This window comes from Dictyobacter alpinus, from assembly GCF_003967575.1.
Taxonomy (GTDB): Bacteria; Chloroflexota; Ktedonobacteria; order Ktedonobacterales; family Ktedonobacteraceae; genus Dictyobacter; species Dictyobacter alpinus.
The window spans coordinates 4,819,095-4,839,761 of sequence record NZ_BIFT01000001.1 but is presented as its reverse complement, the minus strand read 5'-3'; the positions used below and the strand labels follow the sequence as shown (position 1 = coordinate 4,839,761).

15 protein-coding genes are annotated in these 20,667 nt (G+C 52.6%); 10 read left to right on the top strand and 5 right to left on the bottom strand.

Annotated elements, in window-relative coordinates:
* From EL633_RS19145 to EL633_RS19135, 3 genes are read left to right on the top strand one after another with little or no spacing between them, the layout of a single operon-like run.
* Positions 1 to 4,083 (top strand): non-ribosomal peptide synthetase, encoded by a 4,083-nt coding sequence (locus EL633_RS19145; protein ID WP_126628721.1) that lies wholly within the window; start codon positions 1 to 3, stop codon positions 4,081 to 4,083.
* A gap of 11 nt (positions 4,084 to 4,094) precedes the next feature.
* The gene (sbnA, locus tag EL633_RS19140; protein ID WP_161982255.1) at positions 4,095 to 5,174 is read left to right on the top strand and encodes a 2,3-diaminopropionate biosynthesis protein SbnA; all 1,080 of its coding nucleotides are present in this window, start codon (positions 4,095 to 4,097) and stop codon (positions 5,172 to 5,174) included.
* Positions 5,175 to 5,192: 18 nt separating this feature from the next.
* Positions 5,193 to 6,203, top strand: coding sequence for a TauD/TfdA family dioxygenase (locus tag EL633_RS19135; RefSeq protein WP_126628719.1), 1,011 nt, complete (start codon positions 5,193 to 5,195; stop codon positions 6,201 to 6,203).
* Between the two features lie 486 nt (positions 6,204 to 6,689).
* Here EL633_RS19135 and EL633_RS19130 read toward each other — a convergent pair whose 3' ends face one another.
* The 5 genes from EL633_RS19130 to EL633_RS19110 form a co-directional block, all read right to left on the bottom strand.
* Positions 6,690 to 6,869, bottom strand: a complete 180-nt coding sequence (locus EL633_RS19130; RefSeq protein ID WP_246039173.1) for an RtcB family protein — start codon at positions 6,867 to 6,869, stop codon at positions 6,690 to 6,692.
* Positions 6,870 to 7,019: 150 nt separating this feature from the next.
* On the bottom strand, positions 7,020 to 8,402 hold the full coding sequence (locus EL633_RS19125; protein ID WP_161982339.1) for an RtcB family protein: 1,383 nt from the start codon (positions 8,400 to 8,402) through the stop codon (positions 7,020 to 7,022).
* Positions 8,403 to 8,584: 182 nt separating this feature from the next.
* Entirely contained in the window at positions 8,585 to 9,607 is a 1,023-nt protein-coding gene (locus EL633_RS19120; RefSeq protein ID WP_161982254.1) for an RNA ligase (ATP), read from the bottom strand.
* Positions 9,608 to 9,748: 141 nt separating this feature from the next.
* A complete protein-coding gene (locus EL633_RS19115; protein WP_161982253.1) occupies positions 9,749 to 10,168 on the bottom strand; it encodes an archease in 420 nt (139 codons plus the stop codon).
* 584 nt (positions 10,169 to 10,752) lie between these two features.
* Positions 10,753 to 12,159, bottom strand: coding sequence for a pyridoxal-phosphate dependent enzyme (locus EL633_RS19110; RefSeq protein ID WP_246039171.1), 1,407 nt, complete (start codon positions 12,157 to 12,159; stop codon positions 10,753 to 10,755).
* Positions 12,160 to 12,539: 380 nt separating this feature from the next.
* Between EL633_RS19110 and EL633_RS19105 the strand changes: the two genes are divergently transcribed.
* The 7 genes from EL633_RS19105 to EL633_RS19075 all read left to right on the top strand — a co-directional run bounded on the left by EL633_RS19105 (position 12,540) and on the right by EL633_RS19075 (position 20,551).
* The gene (locus EL633_RS19105) at positions 12,540 to 14,153 is read left to right on the top strand and encodes an ABC transporter substrate-binding protein (protein ID WP_126628714.1); all 1,614 of its coding nucleotides are present in this window, start codon (positions 12,540 to 12,542) and stop codon (positions 14,151 to 14,153) included.
* 133 nt (positions 14,154 to 14,286) lie between these two features.
* Complete coding sequence (locus EL633_RS19100; RefSeq protein WP_126628713.1) at positions 14,287 to 15,273, top strand: ABC transporter permease; 987 nt, start codon at positions 14,287 to 14,289, stop codon at positions 15,271 to 15,273.
* Between the two features lie 3 nt (positions 15,274 to 15,276).
* Positions 15,277 to 16,287 carry an ABC transporter permease gene (locus EL633_RS19095; protein WP_126628712.1) on the top strand — a complete coding sequence of 337 codons (1,011 nt, stop codon included), beginning with the start codon at positions 15,277 to 15,279 and terminating at the stop codon, positions 16,285 to 16,287.
* Positions 16,288 to 16,295: 8 nt separating this feature from the next.
* Positions 16,296 to 17,459, top strand: a complete 1,164-nt coding sequence (locus EL633_RS37860) for an ABC transporter ATP-binding protein (protein ID WP_126628711.1) — start codon at positions 16,296 to 16,298, stop codon at positions 17,457 to 17,459.
* Positions 17,459 to 18,529 (top strand): ABC transporter ATP-binding protein, encoded by a 1,071-nt coding sequence (locus EL633_RS19085; RefSeq protein ID WP_126628710.1) that lies wholly within the window; start codon positions 17,459 to 17,461, stop codon positions 18,527 to 18,529. Before EL633_RS37860 ends, EL633_RS19085 begins: the two co-directional genes overlap by 1 nt.
* Before the next feature lie 291 nt (positions 18,530 to 18,820).
* Complete coding sequence (locus tag EL633_RS19080) at positions 18,821 to 19,489, top strand: type 1 glutamine amidotransferase domain-containing protein (RefSeq protein WP_126628709.1); 669 nt, start codon at positions 18,821 to 18,823, stop codon at positions 19,487 to 19,489.
* Positions 19,490 to 19,618: 129 nt separating this feature from the next.
* Entirely contained in the window at positions 19,619 to 20,551 is a 933-nt protein-coding gene (locus EL633_RS19075; RefSeq protein WP_126628708.1) for a DMT family transporter, read from the top strand.
* The last annotated feature ends 116 nt before the right edge of the window (positions 20,552 to 20,667 follow it).

The following is a 20,667-nucleotide window of genomic DNA, read 5'->3' as shown; positions in this document are numbered from 1 at the left end:
ATGTCTTCAACAGGCTTACAGGGCGCCCATCTGTCGTTACAACAAACGCGCTTACAAGCACTGATCCATGAACAGCCGTATTATCGTGTTCAATGTGCGCTCGCGCTCACAGGAACCATCCAGCCAACTATATTACAGCAAGCGCTGCAAGACGTCGTACAGCGCAACGAGATCCTGCGTACCACCTTCACGACCGTAGCGGGAATGGATATCCCCCTGCAGATCATCCAAGCGTCGGGCCGTTTCGATTGTCCGTTACAGGTCCTGCCACAAGACAGTGCAGCCCGGCATGAACAGTTGATCGAGCAATACTTTCAGCAGTTATGGGATGAACCATTCCAGAGAGAGAACGGCCCGCTCATACGGGCTAACCTCCTGCAGCAATCTTCCGAACGGCATGTGCTATTGCTGAGCTTAGATGCCCTCTGCGCCGATAGCGCCACACTCAGAATCTTCATGGAAGAGGTGCTAGCGCACTATGAGATGGCAGCGCAGGGGCGAAGCGACGAACCCCAGCAGGAAGAGCAACTGCAATATGTGGACATATCGGCCTGGCAAGACGAGCAACGCGCATCCGAAGAGGGTCAGGCACAAGCACGCTTCTGGTCTACCACCGATACCGATATTGCTACCGCCAGGAGAATGCCGTTGCCTCTCATCCTAGACTCTTGTGATCCCAGTGCCGGATTACGACAATTTGCACCGCAACAGCACCATACGCCACTCACGCTCAAAGCAGAGGATCTGACCCGCATTCAACATATCATCCAGCGACAGCGTGCTTCCAGCGAAACATTTATGCTTACTTGCTGGCAGCTACTCCTCGCGCGCCTGACGAATCAGTACGCCAGCCGGGTAGGAGTCACCTGCAATGGCAGGATGTATGAAGAATTAGCTACAGCCATAGGTCCGTATACACGTCTACTGCCCCTGTACACCGCATTCACAGAGGAGATGACCTTTGAACAGCTGTTAGCGCAGGTAGACTACACGCATCAGGAAGTCTACGCCAACCAACTCTACTTTGACTGGCCCTCTTCAGAGCTAGAGCGGCAGGACATGCCATACATGCCAATCAGCTATGAGTTCGTCGATTGGAACATGAGAAATAGCCCTTCATCTATGCGTTGCACGATCCAACACAGCCGCACAGTCATCGAACCCTTCGCCCTCAAACTAACGGTCATAGAAAGCGAGCAGTTGCTGCAACTGCAGTTCTCCTACAATGCATACCACTACACAGCTGAAACGATCGATGCATTGCGCAGCTGCCTTGAGGTATTGCTGCAGGGCATTCTCGCGTCACCGCAGAAGACATGCCAGGCATTTCCACTGCTAACCGAGAGCGCGCAACAGGGGATCATCCAGATGGGGACCGGGGTGCGCTGCCCCCTACCAGCCCTGACATTAGCTCAACAATTTGAGCAGCAGGCACGCCTGTATCCATCCGCCATCGCGGTTCGCTGTGGAGACGAAACCCGCACGTATGAGCAGCTCAACAGCGAGGCTAATCAGGTCGCTCGACTCTTACGCCAGCTAGGGATCGGACCCAATATTGCCGTCGGCATCTATATGGAGCGCTCAGTGACAGCACTGGTCGGCTTACTGGCCATATTAAAGGCTGGCGGCGTGTATGTGCCACTGGATACCGAGCATCCCATGGAGCGCCTCGCCTATCAACTGCAGCAGCTCGATGCCAGGATACTCTTAACGCAGCAAAAATTCTCGGACCACCTGACCGCGATAGGATGCGACATGCTCGCGCTCGACACCGATCCCCGCATCGCACAGGCGGAGCACGCCAATCTTGACAACATCACCGGATTAGAAGATCTGGCCTATATTATCTATACCTCTGGCTCTACAGGGGTGCCTAAAGGCATCATGGTACGCCATCGAGGAGTGGTCAATTATACACAGGCGATGAGCAGTGTCATTGCTGACACAGCCGGAAGGCACTTCGCCACCGTCTCCACGTTAGCGGCTGACCTTGGCAACACAGCTATCTTTTGCTCGCTCGCCTCCGGAGGTTGTCTGCATATACTCCCATACGAAATCATCACCTCGGCGAACGCCTTCGCGAAGTACAACGCTCATCATCCCATTGATATACTTAAAATTGTACCCGGCCATCTTTCAGCATTACTCGCATCGCCCGAGGTGGGTCAGGGATGCCTGCCGCGCCGCTATCTCGTGCTGGGCGGAGAGCTACTCCCTCCGGCGCTCATGAAGCAGCTGGAACAGGTGGGCTACCAGGGTACCATCATCAATCACTATGGGCCGACCGAAGCCACGATCGGCTGCATCATAAACATCGTGAGCCATGAAGCGGTCAGACAGATGGCTGATAGCACCCAGAGAAGTATCCCCATCGGGCAACCCATCGCGAACACAGAGGCCTATATCCTGAATTCAGCCCTGCAGATACAGCCCCGAGGGGTGATCGGAGAACTCTACCTGGGGGGCGCAGGCCTGGCGGCCGGCTATCTCCAGCAGCCGGAACAGACCGCCAGTTGCTTCCTGGCGCATCCATTCAAACAGGGGTCCAACACCTACCTCTACAAATCAGGTGATCTCGCCAGATGGATCGAGAATGATCAGATAGAATACATTGGCCGCGCCGATACGCAGATAAAGATACGAGGCTTCCGCGTCGAGATCAGCGAGATCGAGTCTGTGCTACTCCGGCATGAAAAGGTGCGCGATTGCGCGATTATCTGGCGCAATCGCGCGGGCAGAGGGGCGGAGTTGGTAGCCTATCTCACCCTCCACAAAGGCTCATTGCCCACCGCGGAAGAGATACAGCACTTTCTCGCCCGCTACCTCCCAGTCTATATGCTGCCCACCGCCTTCATCATCCTGCGATCCCTGCCACTCACAGGAAATGGTAAGCTAGATCGAACATTTCTCGCCGCAGCACAAGAGACCGAGATCCAGCAGCGATTTGGTGGCAGCGAACTCACCCAGGAGCACACCAGGCAGGCGCAGGTGCCAGCGCGAGACGAAATTGAATTGCAGCTCTGGCAGATTTGGGAAGACATGCTAGCACGAGCGCCCACCAGCATCTCCGATAATTTTTTCGACCTTGGCGGCCATTCTATCCTTGCCGTCAAGCTGATCTCGCGTATCTACAAACAATTTGGACGTGAACTCGATTTAACGGCCCTGTTTCAACATCCCACCCTGGCTGAGCTCGCGATGATCGTACGGCAGCAAACAGACGCCTATAACCAGAGGTCCATCCTGGTGCCACTCAATACCCAGGGCGCGCTTCCACCTTTCTTCTGCATCCATCCAGCAGGTGGTAACGTGCTGTGCTATCGGGACCTAGCGCATCATCTGGGTCCAGAGCAACCCTTCTTCGCGCTCCAGGCACCCTTCTTCGCCAATGACGATGACTACAGCCAGCTACCAACGTTGGCGACACACTACCTTACAGCCATCCAGACGGTGCACCCACACGGCCCCTATCGCCTTGGCGGCTGGTCGTTAGGAGGAGTCATCGCCTTTGAGATCGCGCACCAGTTACAGCAAAAAGGAGAGGAGGTAGCCGTCCTCGCGCTCATTGATAGCTCAGCCCCAGATACACAGCCGCAGCCTGAACAGATAGCGGCCAGACCAGATACAAGTGACGCGGGACTGGTCAAAGAAATTCTGCAAACCCAGCCCGCCATCAACCGGGAGGAGCAGGAACGACTGGCGGCGCTTCCAGATGAAGAGCAGTTGCTCTTCATCTGTGAAAGGCTCCAGCAATTGCAGATCATTCCAGCAGATGTGGATCTCGCCCTCTACCGGAAATTCGCGATCATCAATCTATTATTGAAATACGCGGCCAACACATATCGAGCCACCCCAATCGCCCAGAAAATCATCCTTTTCCGCGCCGAAGATGATCTTGCCAGCATACAAAACGTGGCGACACTTACACACGAACAGATGACCCAGGGATGGGAAAAGCTCACCGAAGAAGAGATCTCTGTCCATCTTGTTGCTGGCACCCACATGGATCTCGTTTACGAACCCGCTGTACAGCAATTGAGTTCAATTTTACGCACCTATCTAACCACCCTTATTCTCCAATAAAGGAAAGACCAATGGACATTCAACAGCTTAGCCGGCTGTCATCCCATGAGTTATGTCAACTTATTCATAAAATTGGGCATACACCGATACAACCATTGGACTGTGTAGTAGAGCGGCACGCACATCGCATTCATCTCAAGCTAGAAGGAGAGAATCCTACTGGCTCGATGAAGGATCGTACGGGCTACTCGTTGATAATGGATATAGAAAATCGAGGTTTAATACAGCCAGGGCAAACAGTCATTGAATCGACATCGGGCAATCTCGGTGTCGCACTCGCCTTTCTCTGTAAAGCGAAAGGCTATCAATTTGTGGCGGTTATTGATCCGAAAACCACACAGGAAAATAGCACCAAAATGCAGATGCTTGGCGCGACCCTTGAAAAAGTGCAGACGCCGGATCAAAATGGCGGCTATCTCTTAACGCGTTTAGCCAGGGTACAGCAGTATTGCCAGCAGGCCGACTATGTCTGGACCAACCAGTATCAAAATCCCGCTAACATGCGCATCCACTATATGCAGACAGGACCTGAAATCTACGAACAGATGAAGGGGAAGGTCGACGTCATTTTTGTCCCGGTCTCAACCGGAGGCTCTCTGGCTGGCATAGCCAGCTTCTTCCGTGAGGTCAGTCCCAGCACAAAAATAATTGGCGTGGATGCGCACGGATCTGTCATCTTTGGCACACCTGCCGGAACACGCAAGCTCACTGGTATCGGCTCATCACAGCCCTCAAGTTTTATCCATAAAGGGCTCTATAATGACTATATCCAGGTTACCGATGAAGAAGCATTTGCAATGTGCCGTATCCTGCAAACATATACCAATATCATAGTAGGGGGATCAAGTGGGGCGGTTATCGCCGCCTGCATGCGCTACCTCACCACCGTTCCAGATAGCGGCAATATCGTTTGTATATGCGCCGATCGCGGCAGCAATTACGAATCAACCATTTTCAATGATGAATGGATACAAGAACACCATTTTCATCTCCCATCAGATAACTTCTACCATTTTTCAGATACGCTCTCTCCTCCAATTATCACGACACGCTATGACCATCGCTTCATGTCAGAAGCTCAAATTTCTTAATACAAGGAGAAAAACAGCATGACACAGACAACCATCGATCGCGGCGACGTTTTAGAGCTTTTACAGGAACAGTCATTGCCAAAAATCTTTCAGGCCAAAAAAAATGAGCTCAATCTGACCGTGTGGACCCGGGAGAACCGTGCTTATCTTGAAGACATCATTGTGAAGAATGGAGCCATTCTTTTCCGTGGTTTTGCCATGCATCAGCCAGCGGATTTGGAAGAGCTTGTCAGTAGCCTCACGCCTGGGATGCTCAATTATATCGAGGGCTCATCTCCACGTACGCGATTGACAGATAAAGTGTATACGTCAACTGAATATCCACCAGAGTTTGAGATCTCAATGCACAATGAGCTCTCCTACGCTCATAAATGGCCGAGCCGCCTCTTCTTTTTCTGTATGACCACGCCCCAGACTGGTGGTGAAACACCTCTGGTAGATAGCCGCAAGATTTATCAGACGCTGGACAAAGCCATCCTGGAAACCTTTATCACCAAAGGGGTCAAATACATTCGCAACTTACACGGTGGTAGAGGGGTAGGACTCTCCTGGCAAACTGTCTTTGAGACCGACGACAGGGCACAGGTCGAGCTATATTGCGAGGAAGGAGACATCGAATATCAATGGACCAGAAAAGGAGGCTTACGAACCAGTCAACTGAGACCGGCTGCAATCAAACATCCCGTTACCAAAGAACCCCTCTGGTTTAATCAGGTGGATCAGTGGCATCCAACCAATCTACCAGAAGCAACACGACACTCGATGCTCGAGATTATGAGCGAAAAAGATCTCTCAATCAATGCCACCTATGGCGATGGCACACCTTTAGAGGTGCAGGCGCTTGATCATATCCGCAACACAACACGTCAAGCCACCACCAAGTTTCCCTGGCAGAAAGGAGATGTCCTGCTTGTCGACAACACCCTTGTGGCGCATGGGCGTTCCGCCTTCAGCGGCCCCCGCAAAATTGTCCTGGCGATGGGTGGTACCGTTAGCTTAAGCGAAGTTGAGGTGATTAAAACGCTATAAGCAACGTAAGCTATCCAGAATGTGCCATAACGGTGTCAGGACCTTTGTTATGAAGTGAGGAAGCTTTTAGCAATGCAACATTGAATTTGTGTCACATGTGGCACTCAGTTCGCCACCAGCGACGAAAAGTCGGATTCGTGTCCAATCTGCCTGCATCAGCGTCAGTACGTAGGACCGCAAGAACAACAGTAGACGACCCTGGGAGAGACGCGCAGTGGCTAATATAGCAGTACCATCAAGCAGCGAGCAAGGAAACGTGCTGTGAAACTGCATCACCTAGCTGGACGAAGAGGCATACGAGTCATTGAAGGATCTCGGCCATCGCCATCTCCCACCCACATTACTATTCAGCCATGATCGAATGGAGGTAACGAACACGTGCACTTCACGCTTCGCTACCTTAACTCCCGTCAATTTTGCTGGCTAACTGAGTTTCCCAATGGTATCTAAAATCTAGGATGTCTCATGTCTGTCGCAGATGATGATTTACCCTTTGACAACCACGATCAGCTTCAAACGTACAATGATGCTCGCCAGAACTGCGTTATGCACGACGTTGACAACCTGCTGGGCATCTTTGTAGGTTTGCAGCGCCTCTTCTGAATGAATATGAAGACATCTTTTGCGAACGATGGCACGCTTATGAAGTGGAAAGACTATTTGCATCCTTGCCTCCATTGAAGATATCACAGATGATGAGGCCAAACTGACTCACTATCCCAGGTGAAGCAATACCTATCGTAGACCAATTCAAACAACGTTGATCAGGAGTAGGTGATACCCCTGATCATCTAGATTATAGAATAGAAAAAAACTTTAGCCTTTTACAACAATCAGTGGCCTCAAACGTACGACGAGGCTGGCTAAGCCGGCGTTGTGGACGACATTGACCACCTGCTGGGCATCCTTATAGGCTTGTGGTGCCTCTTCGGCCAGCAAGTTTTTGCTGTGTACACGCACGGTGACGCCTTTCTTCTCCAGCATTTCGAGCAGTTGCTTACTCCCTACGGCCTTCTTGGCAGCGGTGCGGCTCATGCGGCGTCCGGCGCCGTGGCAGCAGGAACCAAAGCTCTGTTCCATGGAACCTGGTGCGCCAACCAGCATAAAGGAGTAGCGTCCCATATCGCCTGGAATGAGGACGGGCTGCCCGATGGCTTGATATTTTTCAGGGAGCGCTGGATGGCCGGCGGGAAAGGCACGGGTGGCTCCCTTGCGATGCACGCAAACCCGCTTCATTTCGCCGTCGATTTCGTATTCTTCCATCTTGGCGATGTTATGGCAGACATCATAGACCAATGGCAGGTCTTTCGGTCGGGCTTTACGACCAAAGACGCTGGCGAAGGACTGGCGTACGCCATGCATGAGCAACTGGCGATTGGCCCAGGCGAAGTTGGCGGCACATTTCATCGCTCCCAGGTAGGCTTGCCCTTCTTCTGAGTCTAAGGGTAAACAAGCCAATTGCCGGTCCACCAGATGAAAGCCGAAGTCCTCTTGCTTTGCCTCAGCAAGCTTAATGTAGTCTTCTGCCACTTGATGTCCCATTCCCCTTGAGCCGCAGTGCAGAGTCGCGACAATCTGACCTTTGCGACCAATGCCCATGGCGTCCGCAGCTTCTTGATTGTAGATATGATCGACCATCTGGATCTCACAGAAATGATTGCCGGATCCCAGACTTCCGAGTTGTTTGCGACCACGTTGGATCGCGTGCTTACTCACCGCGCTGGGATCAGCACCTTCCAGGCAGCCCTGCTCTTCGGTCATATCTATATCTTCAGCAAAACCATAGCCTTCATCAACAGCCCAGCGTGCGCCCTGGACCATCACGTCGTGCATTTCCTGTTCCGTGAGCTGGCGCATGCCATCCGTACCCACACCGGAAGGCAAATTATCAAACAAACGATCAGCCAGTTCGGCGACTTTACCTTTGACCTGATCATAGTGCAAGTCGGTGGCAAGCAGACGAACGCCACAATTGATGTCGAAGCCGATGCCACCCGGAGAGACGACCCCTGTTTCGGCGTCGGTGGCGGCCACACCACCCACGGGGAAGCCATAGCCCCAGTGGATGTCGGGCATGCCAAGCGAGTGTCCGACGATGCCGGGCAGGCTGGCCACGTTGGCGACCTGCTGCAACGCGTTGTCGCTCAAGATGGTCTGGATCAGTTCGTCGTCGGCGTAGACCATGCCGGGAACACGCATGGCGTCGTTATAGCGCTGGGGGATCAGCCAGCGGTTGTCGTCAATTCGCTCTAATGGGATATTCGTACCCAATCTGTTTTTTCTCCTCAATGTATATAGGAAAACGTATTGCTGGTGCGCTGGCTCCGCTCTTCCCTCTTCTGATTCTGACTGAGTAGAACTGGCGCACTAGCAGCGATTATTTATTGATCGGTGTAATCTGTTTTGGAACCAAACAGGTAGCTGTCACTGACATATTTCAAGATGACGCGGCCAGTTTTTGGATGGTTGCGTTCTACTTGCGGCCGCACTACGAGCCCTTCGCGAATATGGGCGTCGTCTGTCAGTAGTAAGGTTTTACCTTCGCTATAGCTTTTCACGGTGGCCAGATCAAAAGGGATCGTGGCTACGACTGGTACTGTTTCGATGCCATGACTCTGGCAGAGAGACACAAAATCGGGCCAGTTGTAGTAATGACCATCGACGAGCAGGTCGAAGGCGCGGAAACCCAGGCTGCCAGCTTTATGCCCATAGTGGAAGGACTGGATCTTGCTCCCGTAGACCTCACCGAACAGGATGACTTGCCGATAGCTTTTTCCTAGCTCTTCGAGCAGCTTGCGTACTGACTCCAGGACCAGTGGGGACCAGTAGATGTTGCTGGCAAAGGCGTCGTTGGCCGGTCGTTTGCGCCGGACCATTTTCGAGCCGGCCATGAGTTCGCCTTCGATGAGACCGATGCGACACTGGGTGCCGTGGATTTTCTCGGTCAGGTAGACGGTCTCACCATGCTCAAAAATGCCTGGATAGTTGCGCATGTTCTCGATCTCCGTGTAGGCCACGAAGAGCGGATGCTGCTGCTCGGCGTCCCCTGGACCCGGTCGGACCGGTGGCTCATATTTGCGGGCACCATAGTATTCGGCCACGTTCAGGCCCGGTTCCCAACTCTCATCATCCGGCCGTACAGCCAGACCAAAGGATGGCTCACCCCGCAGCTTGGCGCAACGAATGCGCTGCTTTGATAAGTATTTCGTGACCCCAAACTTCTCACTGGTCTCAAGTGGCAGGACCGTATCAATAGGAAAATAGACAATCTTGTTTCCTTCCTGATACTCGCCTTTCTTCACCACTAGTTGCCAACCCAGAACCTGGGCTAACTCCAGGGCGTCGGCATTGCTGTGTGGGGTAAGCTTCTCAATGAATGTAACCGGCACGATTAAACTGCTCATAGCATTCCCTCGCTTTTTACAGTATTTGTAGATGTCTTTCCCAAAAAGGGTAGACGAATAGAAGAGCATGAACGCATAATGAAGATCGGCATGAAAGTGATGTGAAACTGAAACGCGCACAGTTAGTTGTTTGACTGGTAGCTAGATGTCAAAGATGATCCGAGCCTGATAGCCTTCGGCGGTCTGGGTGATGGCGGCTTCATGCCAGGTGACGGCCTTGATGGCGCTACTCAGATCATGCCGCTGACGGTCATATACTTCGCCGTCTGCTCGGCCTCGGACTTGCGTTTCGCTGATCACTTCAAGCGTGAAGGTGCGAAAAAGGAGATATTCAGTATCGAAGAGAAAGATCAACTCGTTGAGCCAGCTAATAAGCAAAGAGACGGGATCATGTCCCTCAACGCTAATCTGGCGGGTGGTGGTCACACGTACTTGTTCGGGCGCAACCATCAGGCTCTCCATGCCTTCGGCGGCATGCACAAAAAGCTCTTCAAGAGTAGACCCGTAGGCGTGTATCCCTATGTCCGCGGTATGTTCGAATACTTCATAAGGCTTTCGCATCTCACAATGCTGAATGGGCATTATACGATCGCTGCAATGTATTGCGTAGACCTGCAAATCCTGCACGTCCAGACGCGTTTCTACTTGCTTGCATAATTACCCTTCCTTTCCTTAACTAAAGTATTGATACCACTATTTCAGAATACGCAATTATTTGCGATTTGTCAATACATAAATGCCCCAATTTCGCACAATTTATCGATTCAAGCAAAAAAAATCATTTCCCCCACCTCAAAACCAACGTAACAATAAAAACCAGCAGTAGCGGCAGCCCTGGTGGCTGCGCACCTCCCTTTACGAGCGGAGCCAGTAAGCACCACGAGTTCACCTACCCACCAGCCTCCCTTGACGAAAACGTTCGCCCACGTACCCCTTGGATCATATGTATGGCGTAGAAGAAGGGGTGGGTGGGCAAAGGTTTTCGTGGGGCGAGACGTGGTGGTACGTGAGCGCATGGTGCGGGCGGCTTTGCTCGTACAAGGACGTTTGCAGCCGCGAGGGCTGCCGTTACTGCTGGTTTTGAGGTGGGGAGAAAGAGGGTGCCAGAGAAACTCTGGCACCCTCTTGCTGGAGTTTGGTGGGATTTAGGCGTGGGATTGGTGGGCCCAGAATTCGAGGAGGTCGCTTTTGGTGACGATTCCTTCGAGCAGGTCGCCGCGCATGATGGCAACGGCTGAGGTGCAGTCATCAAAGACATGGTAGGCGTCTTTGGTGGGGGTGCTGGCGTTCAGCACCGGGAAGGGATTGCCCTGGATCTCGCCGACGGCACAGGTATCCAAAGGCTCGCCACTGGCCAGACGGCGCAGCAGGAGGTCTTCGGTCAGGCTGCCGATCATGTGACCGTCTTCCATGACTGGTGTCTGGCTGATACCATAACGGCGCAGCAGTTCTACGGCGTCGGCAACGGAATCGCCGGGGGCGACGCTGACGACGAGTGGCATACTGCGGGTGTGGGTACGACGATACATCAATACATCGGATAACGTGGGCTGGTCGCTTTCAGCCTGGACAAGCAGGTCGTTCTCACGCATCCAGGTCTCGTTGTACTGTTTGCTGAGGTAGCCACGGCCGGTGTCCGGCAACAAGATCACTACCACGTCATTGGCGGTCAGGCGTTTCGCATAGGTCAGACCTGCACCCAGGGCGGTACCGCCCGAGCCACCGGTCAGAATACCCTCTTCACGGGCCAGGCGCTGCGCCCAGTGGAATGAGGCGCGATCATCGATCCGGATCACATCATCGACTACCTCAGGATTATAGTTGCGCGGGAACATATCCATGCCGATACCCTCAACCTTATAGGGCTTAGGGCTATCGCCGGAATAGACCGATCCCGGAGGATCCGCGCCGATAATCTGGATCTGCGGATTGACCTCTTTTAAATAACGGGCCGTACCAGAAATAGTGCCACCGGTACCAATACCAGCCACAAAGGCCGTGACTTTACCGGCCGTAGCGCGCCAGATCTCAGGACCAGTTGAAGCATAGTGCGTAGCCGGATTAGCCGGGTTAGAATATTGATCAGGACAACAGGCCCCTGGAATCTCATCGGCGAGTCGGTAGGCGACATTTTTGTAGTAATCGGGTGAGTCGTGGGTAGCACTACTCGGACAGATCACCACCTCCGCTCCATAGGCGCGCAGCAAGCTACGCTTCTCTTCACTCGCCTTGTCCGTCATCACAAAAATACAATGGTAGCCCTTGATCGCCGCAGCAATCGCCAGACCATGTCCTGTATTACCACTGGTAGGCTCAACAATGGTGCCACCGGGCCGCAGCAGGCCCTGTTGCTCACAGTACGCAATCAGATTGGGTCCAATGCGATCCTTGACACTACCGCCAGGATTCATCATTTCCATTTTCACCAGGACAAGCGGGGGCACGTCACTGGCGATCCGATTAAGGCGTACGAGAGGGGTGTTCCCGATCGCTTCAAGTATAGTTGGGAAATACTGCATATCTCCCATCGCAGGTTCTGTTGTTTCTTTCACTGATAATTGCCTCTTTGAGGTTGAATTCCTGATGCATATGTAACTGACCACACCAACCAGGCAGTTCGGTCCGGCGCAGCCTTTTCCCATACAGCTATCGTGCTATCCGATAGTATCTCGGGATAACCCATCAGGTGCTAATGCATTGTGCATACAAATCTAGCTCATAGTATAGCACATGTGCCTTTCGGCGTCCCGAATGATCCTTTTTTCAGCAGCAATATAGTAGGAATTCAATGACTCTTTCTCTACCATATAATCGTGCTAGTAATTGGATTATATCTATATAACTATAACATTTATCATCTGAAGCAGGAGGGTCTTGAGCAGTGGAATTCAGGGTAGTTAAAAATCGATTGGGAGGGAAGTTTAGTAGAAGCATGTTGCTTCTTACGCTGATACTTATCTTCTCTTCCTTATTAGGCGCTTGTGGTGGAACGGGTACCACAGCAAAAAAAGCTGATGCATTGTGGGTAGGGGAAGTCGGGGATGAGTATATTAATAACTTCAATCCCTATGGAGCAGCATCGGGTGGCCCCCCAAGCGATATGATCTATGAATCATTACTATTTACCAATCTGGCCAATGGCACGATGAACCCCTGGCTGGCCACAAAATACCAATTCAGCGATAACAATAAACAGCTCGTGTTTACGCTGCATGATAATGTAAAATGGAACGATGGCAAGCCATTTACCGCACAAGATGTAAAATTCACCTTCGATTCCATGCAGAAATATCCTGGTATGGATGTCAGCGCGATCTGGAAATATCTATCCAGTGTTGAAGCGACCAACGATCAGACCGTGACCCTGAAGTTCAAAAGCGCATATACACCAATGCTCTGGTATCTGGGTCGCTTACAGATTCTGCCCGCCCATATCTGGTCAACGGTGGGAGATCCAACCAAATATGTGGATAAAAATCCTGTGGGAACCGGCCCTTTCAAGCTGAAGACATTTACGCCCCAACTGGTGAAGCTGGCAAAAAATAGCAGCTACTGGCAGGCGGGCAAACCGGCCTTTGGTGAGATTGATTATCCAATCTACAAATCAAATGATACGCTGGTGCTGCAACTTATCAGCAATAAACTGGATACAGCTCAGGTTTTTGTGCCGAATCTGGAACGCAACTATGTGCAGAAAGATAAGGAGAACCATCATTTCTGGCTAGCACCGAATGCCACGTTGATGTTCTATCCCAATAACGCTAAAAAGCCTTTCAATCAGGTTGCGGTACGCCAGGCGATCAGTCAGGCACTTGATCGCTCCAAGATGTCACAAATCGCTGAAAACGGCTACATGCAGGTCGCGCATCCAACGGCATTGATCTTGCCGGCCGCCAAGGATTTCCTGGATCCCAATTATGCCAATCTGACCTTCAAATCTGATGCGCAACAAGCCAAACATACCCTGGAGGGTGCAGGCTATACCCTGGGTAAAGATGGAGTCTATGTGGGCAAAGATGGCACGCGCCTCGCGTTTAAGATTGATGTGCCCAACTCGTATAGCGATGAAATATTACTCTGCCAGGTTGCCTCGCAAAACCTTAAAGCAGCGGGCATAGATGCCAGCGTCAACACGCTTTCCTACACTGACTGGTACAACAACAAGCAGAATGGACAGTATGATATCACCATCGACTCCGATGGTGGTGGTCTCACGCCGTTCTACTACTATAATCGTACCTTGAATAGCCAGCGTAGCGCGCCGCTTGGTAAATCAGCACAATCAAATTTCACACGCTGGGAAGATCCCCACACTGATAGCTTGCTGAACCAATATGCCGCCACCAGTGATTCAGCGATCCAAAAACAAACGATGCAGGGCATTGAGAAAATCTTTGTGGAGCAGGCCCCGACCATTCCATTGCTGGATGCGCCAGTATGGTTTGAGTATAACTCATCGCGCTTCACAGGCTGGCCCTCAAAAGAGAATCCATATGTCACGGCAGCCTCGCCCTTACAGATTATCCTTAACGTCAAACCTCGCTAAATAGCGTAGGGATTGTTAGAGAGCAAAACATCCTGGTGTCTGCTTCATTCAGATGCCAGGATGCTTTAGCCCTCCATACTTCATCCTTTGCTGGTTCATCCTCTGCTGTTAACTTTTTGAAGGAGCAAAGCAAATGCGCTACTTACTACGGCGGATTAGTTTTTACATCGTCACCGCCTGGGTCTCACTGACCATTAACTTCTTCCTGCCGCGCATGGTACCCGGGGATCCGGCACAGGCGATTATGGCGCGCTTGCGCGACAAAAATCCGAGTCCAGAAATGCTGCAGGCACTAGAAGTACAATTTGGGATCTCGCACGATCCACTCTGGCTGCAATATTTTCAGTATATTGGCAATCTCTTCCATGGCAATCTCGGCGTTTCAACCAACTATTTTCCTACGCCTGTCGCGACGATTATCGCGCAACGCATGCCCTGGACGCTGCTGCTGGGCCTGATTACCCTGGTGATCAGCTTTATCCTTGGTACCCTGCTCGGCGTGTTGAACGCCTGGAAGCGCGGCACAAACTTTGATACGATTATCACACCGATGATGATGATGCTCTCTGGCGTCCCTTATTTCTGGCTGGCCTTTGTCTGCCTGTATGTTCTGGGCTTCACCTATAATCTCTTTCCCTTGAATGGCGGCTACGATGAGGGGGTAGTACCCGGATTGGACCTGGATTTTATCCTGAGCGCGCTCTCACACGCTATTTTGCCGGCGCTGACCATTATTGTCTCCTCGCTGGCCGGTTGGATGCTCACTATGCGTAACGCGATGATTACGACGCTGTCAGAGGATTATATCCTGATGGCACGAGCCAAAGGCATAAGCCGGGGCAGGATCATGATCCGTTATGCGGCCCGCAATGCCATCTTGCCCAGTATTACCAGCTTTGCGCTCTCACTGGGCTTTATCGTTTCCGGCCAGCTATTGACCGAGACCGTCTTCTCCTATCCCGGCATCGGTTACGCCTTCATCCAGGCCATTGGCAATAAAGACTATGCACTGATGCAAGGCGTGTTCTTGATTCTTTCGCTGGCAGTACTGGCCGCCAACCTGCTTGCCGACCTGATGTATGCGGTATTTGATCCTAGAGTACGAATGGAGGGAAAATAAATCATGGCCTCAACACCTCCTTTTAGCGCCAGCCCACTACCTGATAATAGCGACGAACAGCTTATCGCCCTGACTGAGCACAACAAAAAGCCAGGACGGCCACGTGCTAACCTTCTGACGCGCTTCTGGCGCCTCCTGCTGCTCAATCCGAAGATGTTGACGGGCTGTATCATTGTTGGCCTGTTCGTACTCCTGGCAATCTTTGGTCCCTTGATCGCTCGCTATGATCCAACGGCACTCACCCTGGATATATTGCTGCCACCTTCGCCCGATCACTGGCTAGGAACCACGCAGTCGGGGCAGGACGTATTTGCGCAGTTGATGATTGGGACGCGCTCTTCGATCCTATGGGGATTCATAGCCGGAATCATTGTGACCTTTATCTATATCGTGGTCGGACTGGTTGCCGGTTACTTTGGCGGCCTGATCGACGATATCCTGACGTTTATTACCAACGTCTTCCTGGTGCTGCCGGGCTTCCCCCTGGCGCTCCTGCTGGCTGCCTATATTCCCTACAAAGGACCACTGACGGTCGCGATTGTGATCGCGTTGACTGGCTGGCCCGGCCATGCGCGCGTTATTCGGGCGCAGGCGCTCTCCATGCGCCGCCGCGATTTTATTGAGGCATCACAGGCCAGTGGTATCAGTACGGCAAAGATTATCTTTGAAGAGATGTTGCCCAATATGCTGGCGATTATCGCAGCCGGTTTTGTTAGTACGATGCTTTCGGTGGTGCTGGCAGCCGCGGGCCTGGAATTCCTGGGACTGGGCGATATTCGCAGTGTTAGCTGGGGCAGTATGTTTTACTGGGCGCAGAATGGACAGGCTTTAGTTCAGGGGGCCTGGTGGTGGTTTGTGCCGCCGGGCGTCTGTGTGGCGCTGCTCGGTGCTGGCCTGACTTTTATTAATATCGGGATTGATGAGGTCGCTGACCCACGCCTGCGTAAACAACGCAAGAGTCGCAGCGATCCACAGGTACCCGTGATGGCAGTTGCAAGTGAAGAGAAGGAATAGGGATCATCATGGCACAAGATAGAGGTGATACAACACTATTGCTCGATGTCCAGCGGCTTGGCGTTGAATATGCAGCCGAGAATGGGACCGTCAAGGCTGTTAATGACGTCAGTTTTACGTTGCGCCGAGGTGAGATCCTTGGTCTGGCAGGCGAGAGCGGTAGCGGCAAGTCCACGCTGGCTTATGCGGTGGCGCGGCTATTACGTCCACCAGCGGCTATCACGCAGGGGCAGGCCCTGTATTATCCGCGCGTCGATCTGGATGTAGCCAGATACACGCAGAAACATAAACGCCAGCAGGTACAGGAGATACTGCCGGAGGCCGGCATGGCGCTCGATGTTTTGCACGCCTCGGACAGGCAGTTGCAATATCTGCGCTGGAATGAGATTGCCGTGGTCTTTCAAAGTGCCATGAACGCCTTAAATCCTGTCATGACGATCGGCGATCAGATCCTGGATGTGTTGCATACGCATCGGCCCGGCATGGACAAGCAGGCCCGGCAGGCTCGTGTCGATGAGCTGTTACGCCTGGTCGGCATTTCTACCGATCGGCAGCATAGTTATTCCCATGAGCTCAGTGGAGGCATGCGCCAGCGCGCCATTATCGCGATTGCGCTGGCCCTCAATCCTGAGCTGATCATCCTGGACGAGCCCACGACGGCATTGGATGTGGTGGTACAGCGCGAGATTCTCACCGAGCTACTACGGCTGCGCAAACAACTAAACTTCGCCGTCATTTTCATTACACACGATCTATCCCTGCTCCTAGAGGTAGCCGACTCCATCGCCATCATGTATGCGGGCCGCATCGTCGAGACAGGCTCACGGCGCGACATCTATCGCCATCCGCGCCATCCTTATAGCTATGGTCTCTTGAATGCATTCCCTTCGTTAGTCGGACCCAAACGCAAGATGTATAGTATTCCAGGCTCGCCCCCCGACCTGCGCAATATTCCATCGGGATGTGCCTTCAGGACACGCTGTCCCCTGGCTTTTAGCACCTGTGCGCAACATCTTCCGGTTCTGCTCCCATACCAGGAAGAAGAGCAGGCGACCGTGACAGCAACCGTAGCCTGCCACCTCTATAATCCAGCTTACAGGGAACAGGCACCCGCACTCAAGGAGATCGAGCAAGCGTACGCAAGCGCAGAAAAACAAAGGAGGAGGTCCTGATGACGACCACTAATGCCGCTATAGAGGCAATTGTAGAGGCACGACATATACAGAAATACTTTGCGAGTCGACAGGCAAATGTATTAAGCAAACCAACCTTTATACATGCAGTCGAAGATGTCTCGCTATCACTTTATCCTGGTAAAGCTACCGCGCTCGTCGGTGAAAGTGGGAGTGGAAAATCAACGATCGCGCGCCTGCTCGCGCGTATGTATGATCCGACGCAAGGTGAGCTAAAGTTCCGTGGGCAAGATATCAATCTCAAAAAGCGCAGTACCCGTGTGTTGCGCGAATATCGGCGCCACGTCCAGCTCATCTTTCAGGACCCATTCTCCTCACTGAATCCTGTGCATACGATTCGTCATCACTTGGCAGGACCCCTGCGGGTCTATCGCCATGTCCGTTCAGAGGCCGAAGAAGAAGAATTGCTGCTCGCTCTCTTACGGCGCGTCAACCTGGAGCCGGCGGAACAATTTATTGATAAATATCCGCATCAGCTCAGCGGGGGTCAACGCCAGCGCATCGCCATCGCCCGCGCGCTAGCCGTACAACCGGAGGTACTCCTCGCCGATGAGCCTGTCTCGATGCTGGATGTCTCGATTCGGCTCGATATCCTCAATCTATTGCTGAGCCTTAAGGAAGAAGAAAAGATGGCCCTGCTCTTCATCACCCATGATATCGCTAGCGCGCGCTACTTTGCCGAGGAGACCCTGGTGATGTATGCCGGACAGTTGGTGGAGGGTGGACCGAGCGACGAAGTGATCCAGCAACCCAAACATCCCTATACACAACTGCTCATCTCTGCGGCCCCCAATCCTGCCCGCAGCAATCCCGATGACGACGAAGAACCTGAGCCGATTGAGCTTCCCGCCCGTGGCGAGATACCCAGCCTGATCAATCCGCCCACAGGATGCCGCTTTCATACACGCTGTCCACATGTCATGCCCGTCTGCAAAGAACGCTTCCCCGCCAGGACCGATCTGGGCAATGGCCACTGGACCAACTGCTTCCTGTATAGCGAGAGCGAGACAACAGAGCCAGCCACGACGGCGGGCCAACAATCTCAATAAAGGAAACACTTTGGTGGCGACGCAAGATGCGGTGTTTGTTTACACCGCATCTTGCGTCGCGTGCGGGCCGCTCCAGAGACGGTTCCAGCCCGGTAGATAGCCAGAAAGCTACGGTACCATTCTAAATTTGCCATAAATATATTTATACCTGACTATAGAAATTCTATTTGTATTATAGCTGGCCACGTTTTACAATGACAAGGAACAGGAAGCAAGCGCCTATCCAAGGATAGGATATTGCAACCTGGCACAAAAAAAATTCTCTCATTTATGAAAAAGGAGTCGTAATATATGAGCACAGCAAAACGCGTCTTAATCGTCGTCACAAGCCACGATCGTATCGATGCCGACCATCCAACTGGTCTATGGTTCGAGGAATTTGCTACCCCCTACCAGGAGTTTATCAAGCAGGGATTTGAGGTGGTGGTTGCCAGCCCACGCGGCGGCAATATTCCGATAGATCCAACCAGCGAGCCTTCCGCTGAGGAAGCGCAGAAGGCATCTCAGGCGCGTGAGGTTTTACGCAACACATTGCCAATCAGCGAGATCGCAAGTTCAGCTGGCTTTGATGCCATCTTCCTACCAGGCGGCCATGGCACCATGTTCGACCTGCCAGACAATACCAAATTACAGCAACTCCTGAGCGAATTCGCCGGAGAAAACAAAGTGGTCGCCGCCGTCTGCCATGGTCCTGCCGGCTTCGTCAATGCACGCCTGGCCAATGGCACCCCACTCGTGGCAGGCAAAACCATTACCGCCTTCACCGATGACGAAGAGCGCGAAGTCAAATTAGACCATGCAGTCCCATTCCTACTGGAGAGCCGCCTGCGCGAACTGGGTGGACAGCTGATCGTGAAGCCAAACTGGGCCGATCATGTCGAGCGCGACGGAAATCTGATCACCGGCCAGAATCCACAGTCCAGTGCCAGTGTAGCCAAAGCTGTCATCGCGGCACTATAACATAAAGGGAAGGTCATCCTTTCCATATAGAGGAGTCAGGGGTATAATAGATATCCCTGACTCCTCTATTGCTATGACAAAAGATTTTTTCCACGAGTATTTCTCATTCACCTGTAAAAAGGAAAAGGCATGATCCAACGATTCCGCTGGCTTTCGGATGGCGTTCTATTAAGTATTGCTGCAATCTGGGGCATGACATTTGTGCTGGTCCAGGACGCTATTGCGACCTTGCCCCCCTTCTCATTCCTGGCTATCCGCTTTAGCGTGGCCGTCCTGCTGTTATTACCGTTCTTGCGCAGCCAACCACATACGAGCAACACGTCAGCAGAATATCGATCTGCAAGAATGTGGATTGGTGGCATCGTGATTGGTAGCTTCCTCTTTATGGGCTATGCGCTGCAGACATTTAGTCTGCTCTACACCACATCCGGCAAATCAGGCTTCCTGACCGGACTCTCGGTCACACTGGTCCCGCTGCTCTCCTGGCTCGTCCTGCGCAGCCGACCAACGCGGACCGCGCTGATCGGCGTGGGATGCGCTACTGTAGGACTCTATCTATTGGCCTTTGTCGATATCCGCAGCATCAATCCAGGTGATATACTGGCATTTCTCTGTGCCATCGGCTTTGGTCTACAGATCGTGTATACCGGCAAGTTCTCCACTGGTACCTCGGCCAGCCAGATCGCCATCCTACAACTGGCGACCGTCGCCATCCTGAGCACGATTGCGGCCCTGTTTTTTGAGCCCTGGCAACACATAATCCAGAGTGGAATGATGCTCCAACCAAATATCATCATCGCGCTGGTCGTCACCGCCGTCTTCGCCACCGCCATCGCTTATCTGGCCCAGACCCATATCCAGAAATACACCACCCCGACACGCGTTGCCCTGATCTTTGCCAGCGAACCCGTCTTCGCCGCCCTCGCCGACTATCTCTGGCACGGCATCGCCCTCGGACCACGCGCCCTCATCGGCTGCCTCCTCATCCTCGGCGGCACCCTGCTCACCGAACTCCCGCTAGCAAAGCTCACCCTGCGGCAACATAACAAGGATTCAAGATAATCGTGAAGCTAAGAAAAAACCTGACAAGGAAATTGACGACAGCAAATAAGCGGAGTATAATGCCCTGTGGTAGAATGGAAAATAAGCCGTTCTCCAGGTGATGCATCTTCTATTGA

Excerpts from the sequence above, each read along its gene's own strand:
- EL633_RS19145 (WP_126628721.1), top strand. The coding sequence starts at position 1 with ATGTCTTCAACAGGCTTACAGGGCGCCCATCTGTCGTTACAACAAACG.
- sbnA (WP_161982255.1), top strand. The coding sequence starts at position 4,095 with ATGGACATTCAACAGCTTAGCCGGCTGTCATCCCATGAGTTATGTCAA.
- EL633_RS19135 (WP_126628719.1), top strand. The coding sequence starts at position 5,193 with ATGACACAGACAACCATCGATCGCGGCGACGTTTTAGAGCTTTTACAG.
- EL633_RS19130 (WP_246039173.1), bottom strand. The coding sequence starts at position 6,869 with ATGCAAATAGTCTTTCCACTTCATAAGCGTGCCATCGTTCGCAAAAGA.
- EL633_RS19125 (WP_161982339.1), bottom strand. The coding sequence starts at position 8,402 with ATGCGTGTTCCCGGCATGGTCTACGCCGACGACGAACTGATCCAGACC.
- EL633_RS19120 (WP_161982254.1), bottom strand. The coding sequence starts at position 9,607 with ATGAGCAGTTTAATCGTGCCGGTTACATTCATTGAGAAGCTTACCCCA.
- EL633_RS19115 (WP_161982253.1), bottom strand. The coding sequence starts at position 10,168 with ATGCGAAAGCCTTATGAAGTATTCGAACATACCGCGGACATAGGGATA.
- EL633_RS19105 (WP_126628714.1), top strand. The coding sequence starts at position 12,540 with ATGTTGCTTCTTACGCTGATACTTATCTTCTCTTCCTTATTAGGCGCT.
- EL633_RS19100 (WP_126628713.1), top strand. The coding sequence starts at position 14,287 with ATGCGCTACTTACTACGGCGGATTAGTTTTTACATCGTCACCGCCTGG.
- EL633_RS19095 (WP_126628712.1), top strand. The coding sequence starts at position 15,277 with ATGGCCTCAACACCTCCTTTTAGCGCCAGCCCACTACCTGATAATAGC.
- EL633_RS37860 (WP_126628711.1), top strand. The coding sequence starts at position 16,296 with ATGGCACAAGATAGAGGTGATACAACACTATTGCTCGATGTCCAGCGG.
- EL633_RS19085 (WP_126628710.1), top strand. The coding sequence starts at position 17,459 with ATGACGACCACTAATGCCGCTATAGAGGCAATTGTAGAGGCACGACAT.
- EL633_RS19080 (WP_126628709.1), top strand. The coding sequence starts at position 18,821 with ATGAGCACAGCAAAACGCGTCTTAATCGTCGTCACAAGCCACGATCGT.
- EL633_RS19075 (WP_126628708.1), top strand. The coding sequence starts at position 19,619 with ATGATCCAACGATTCCGCTGGCTTTCGGATGGCGTTCTATTAAGTATT.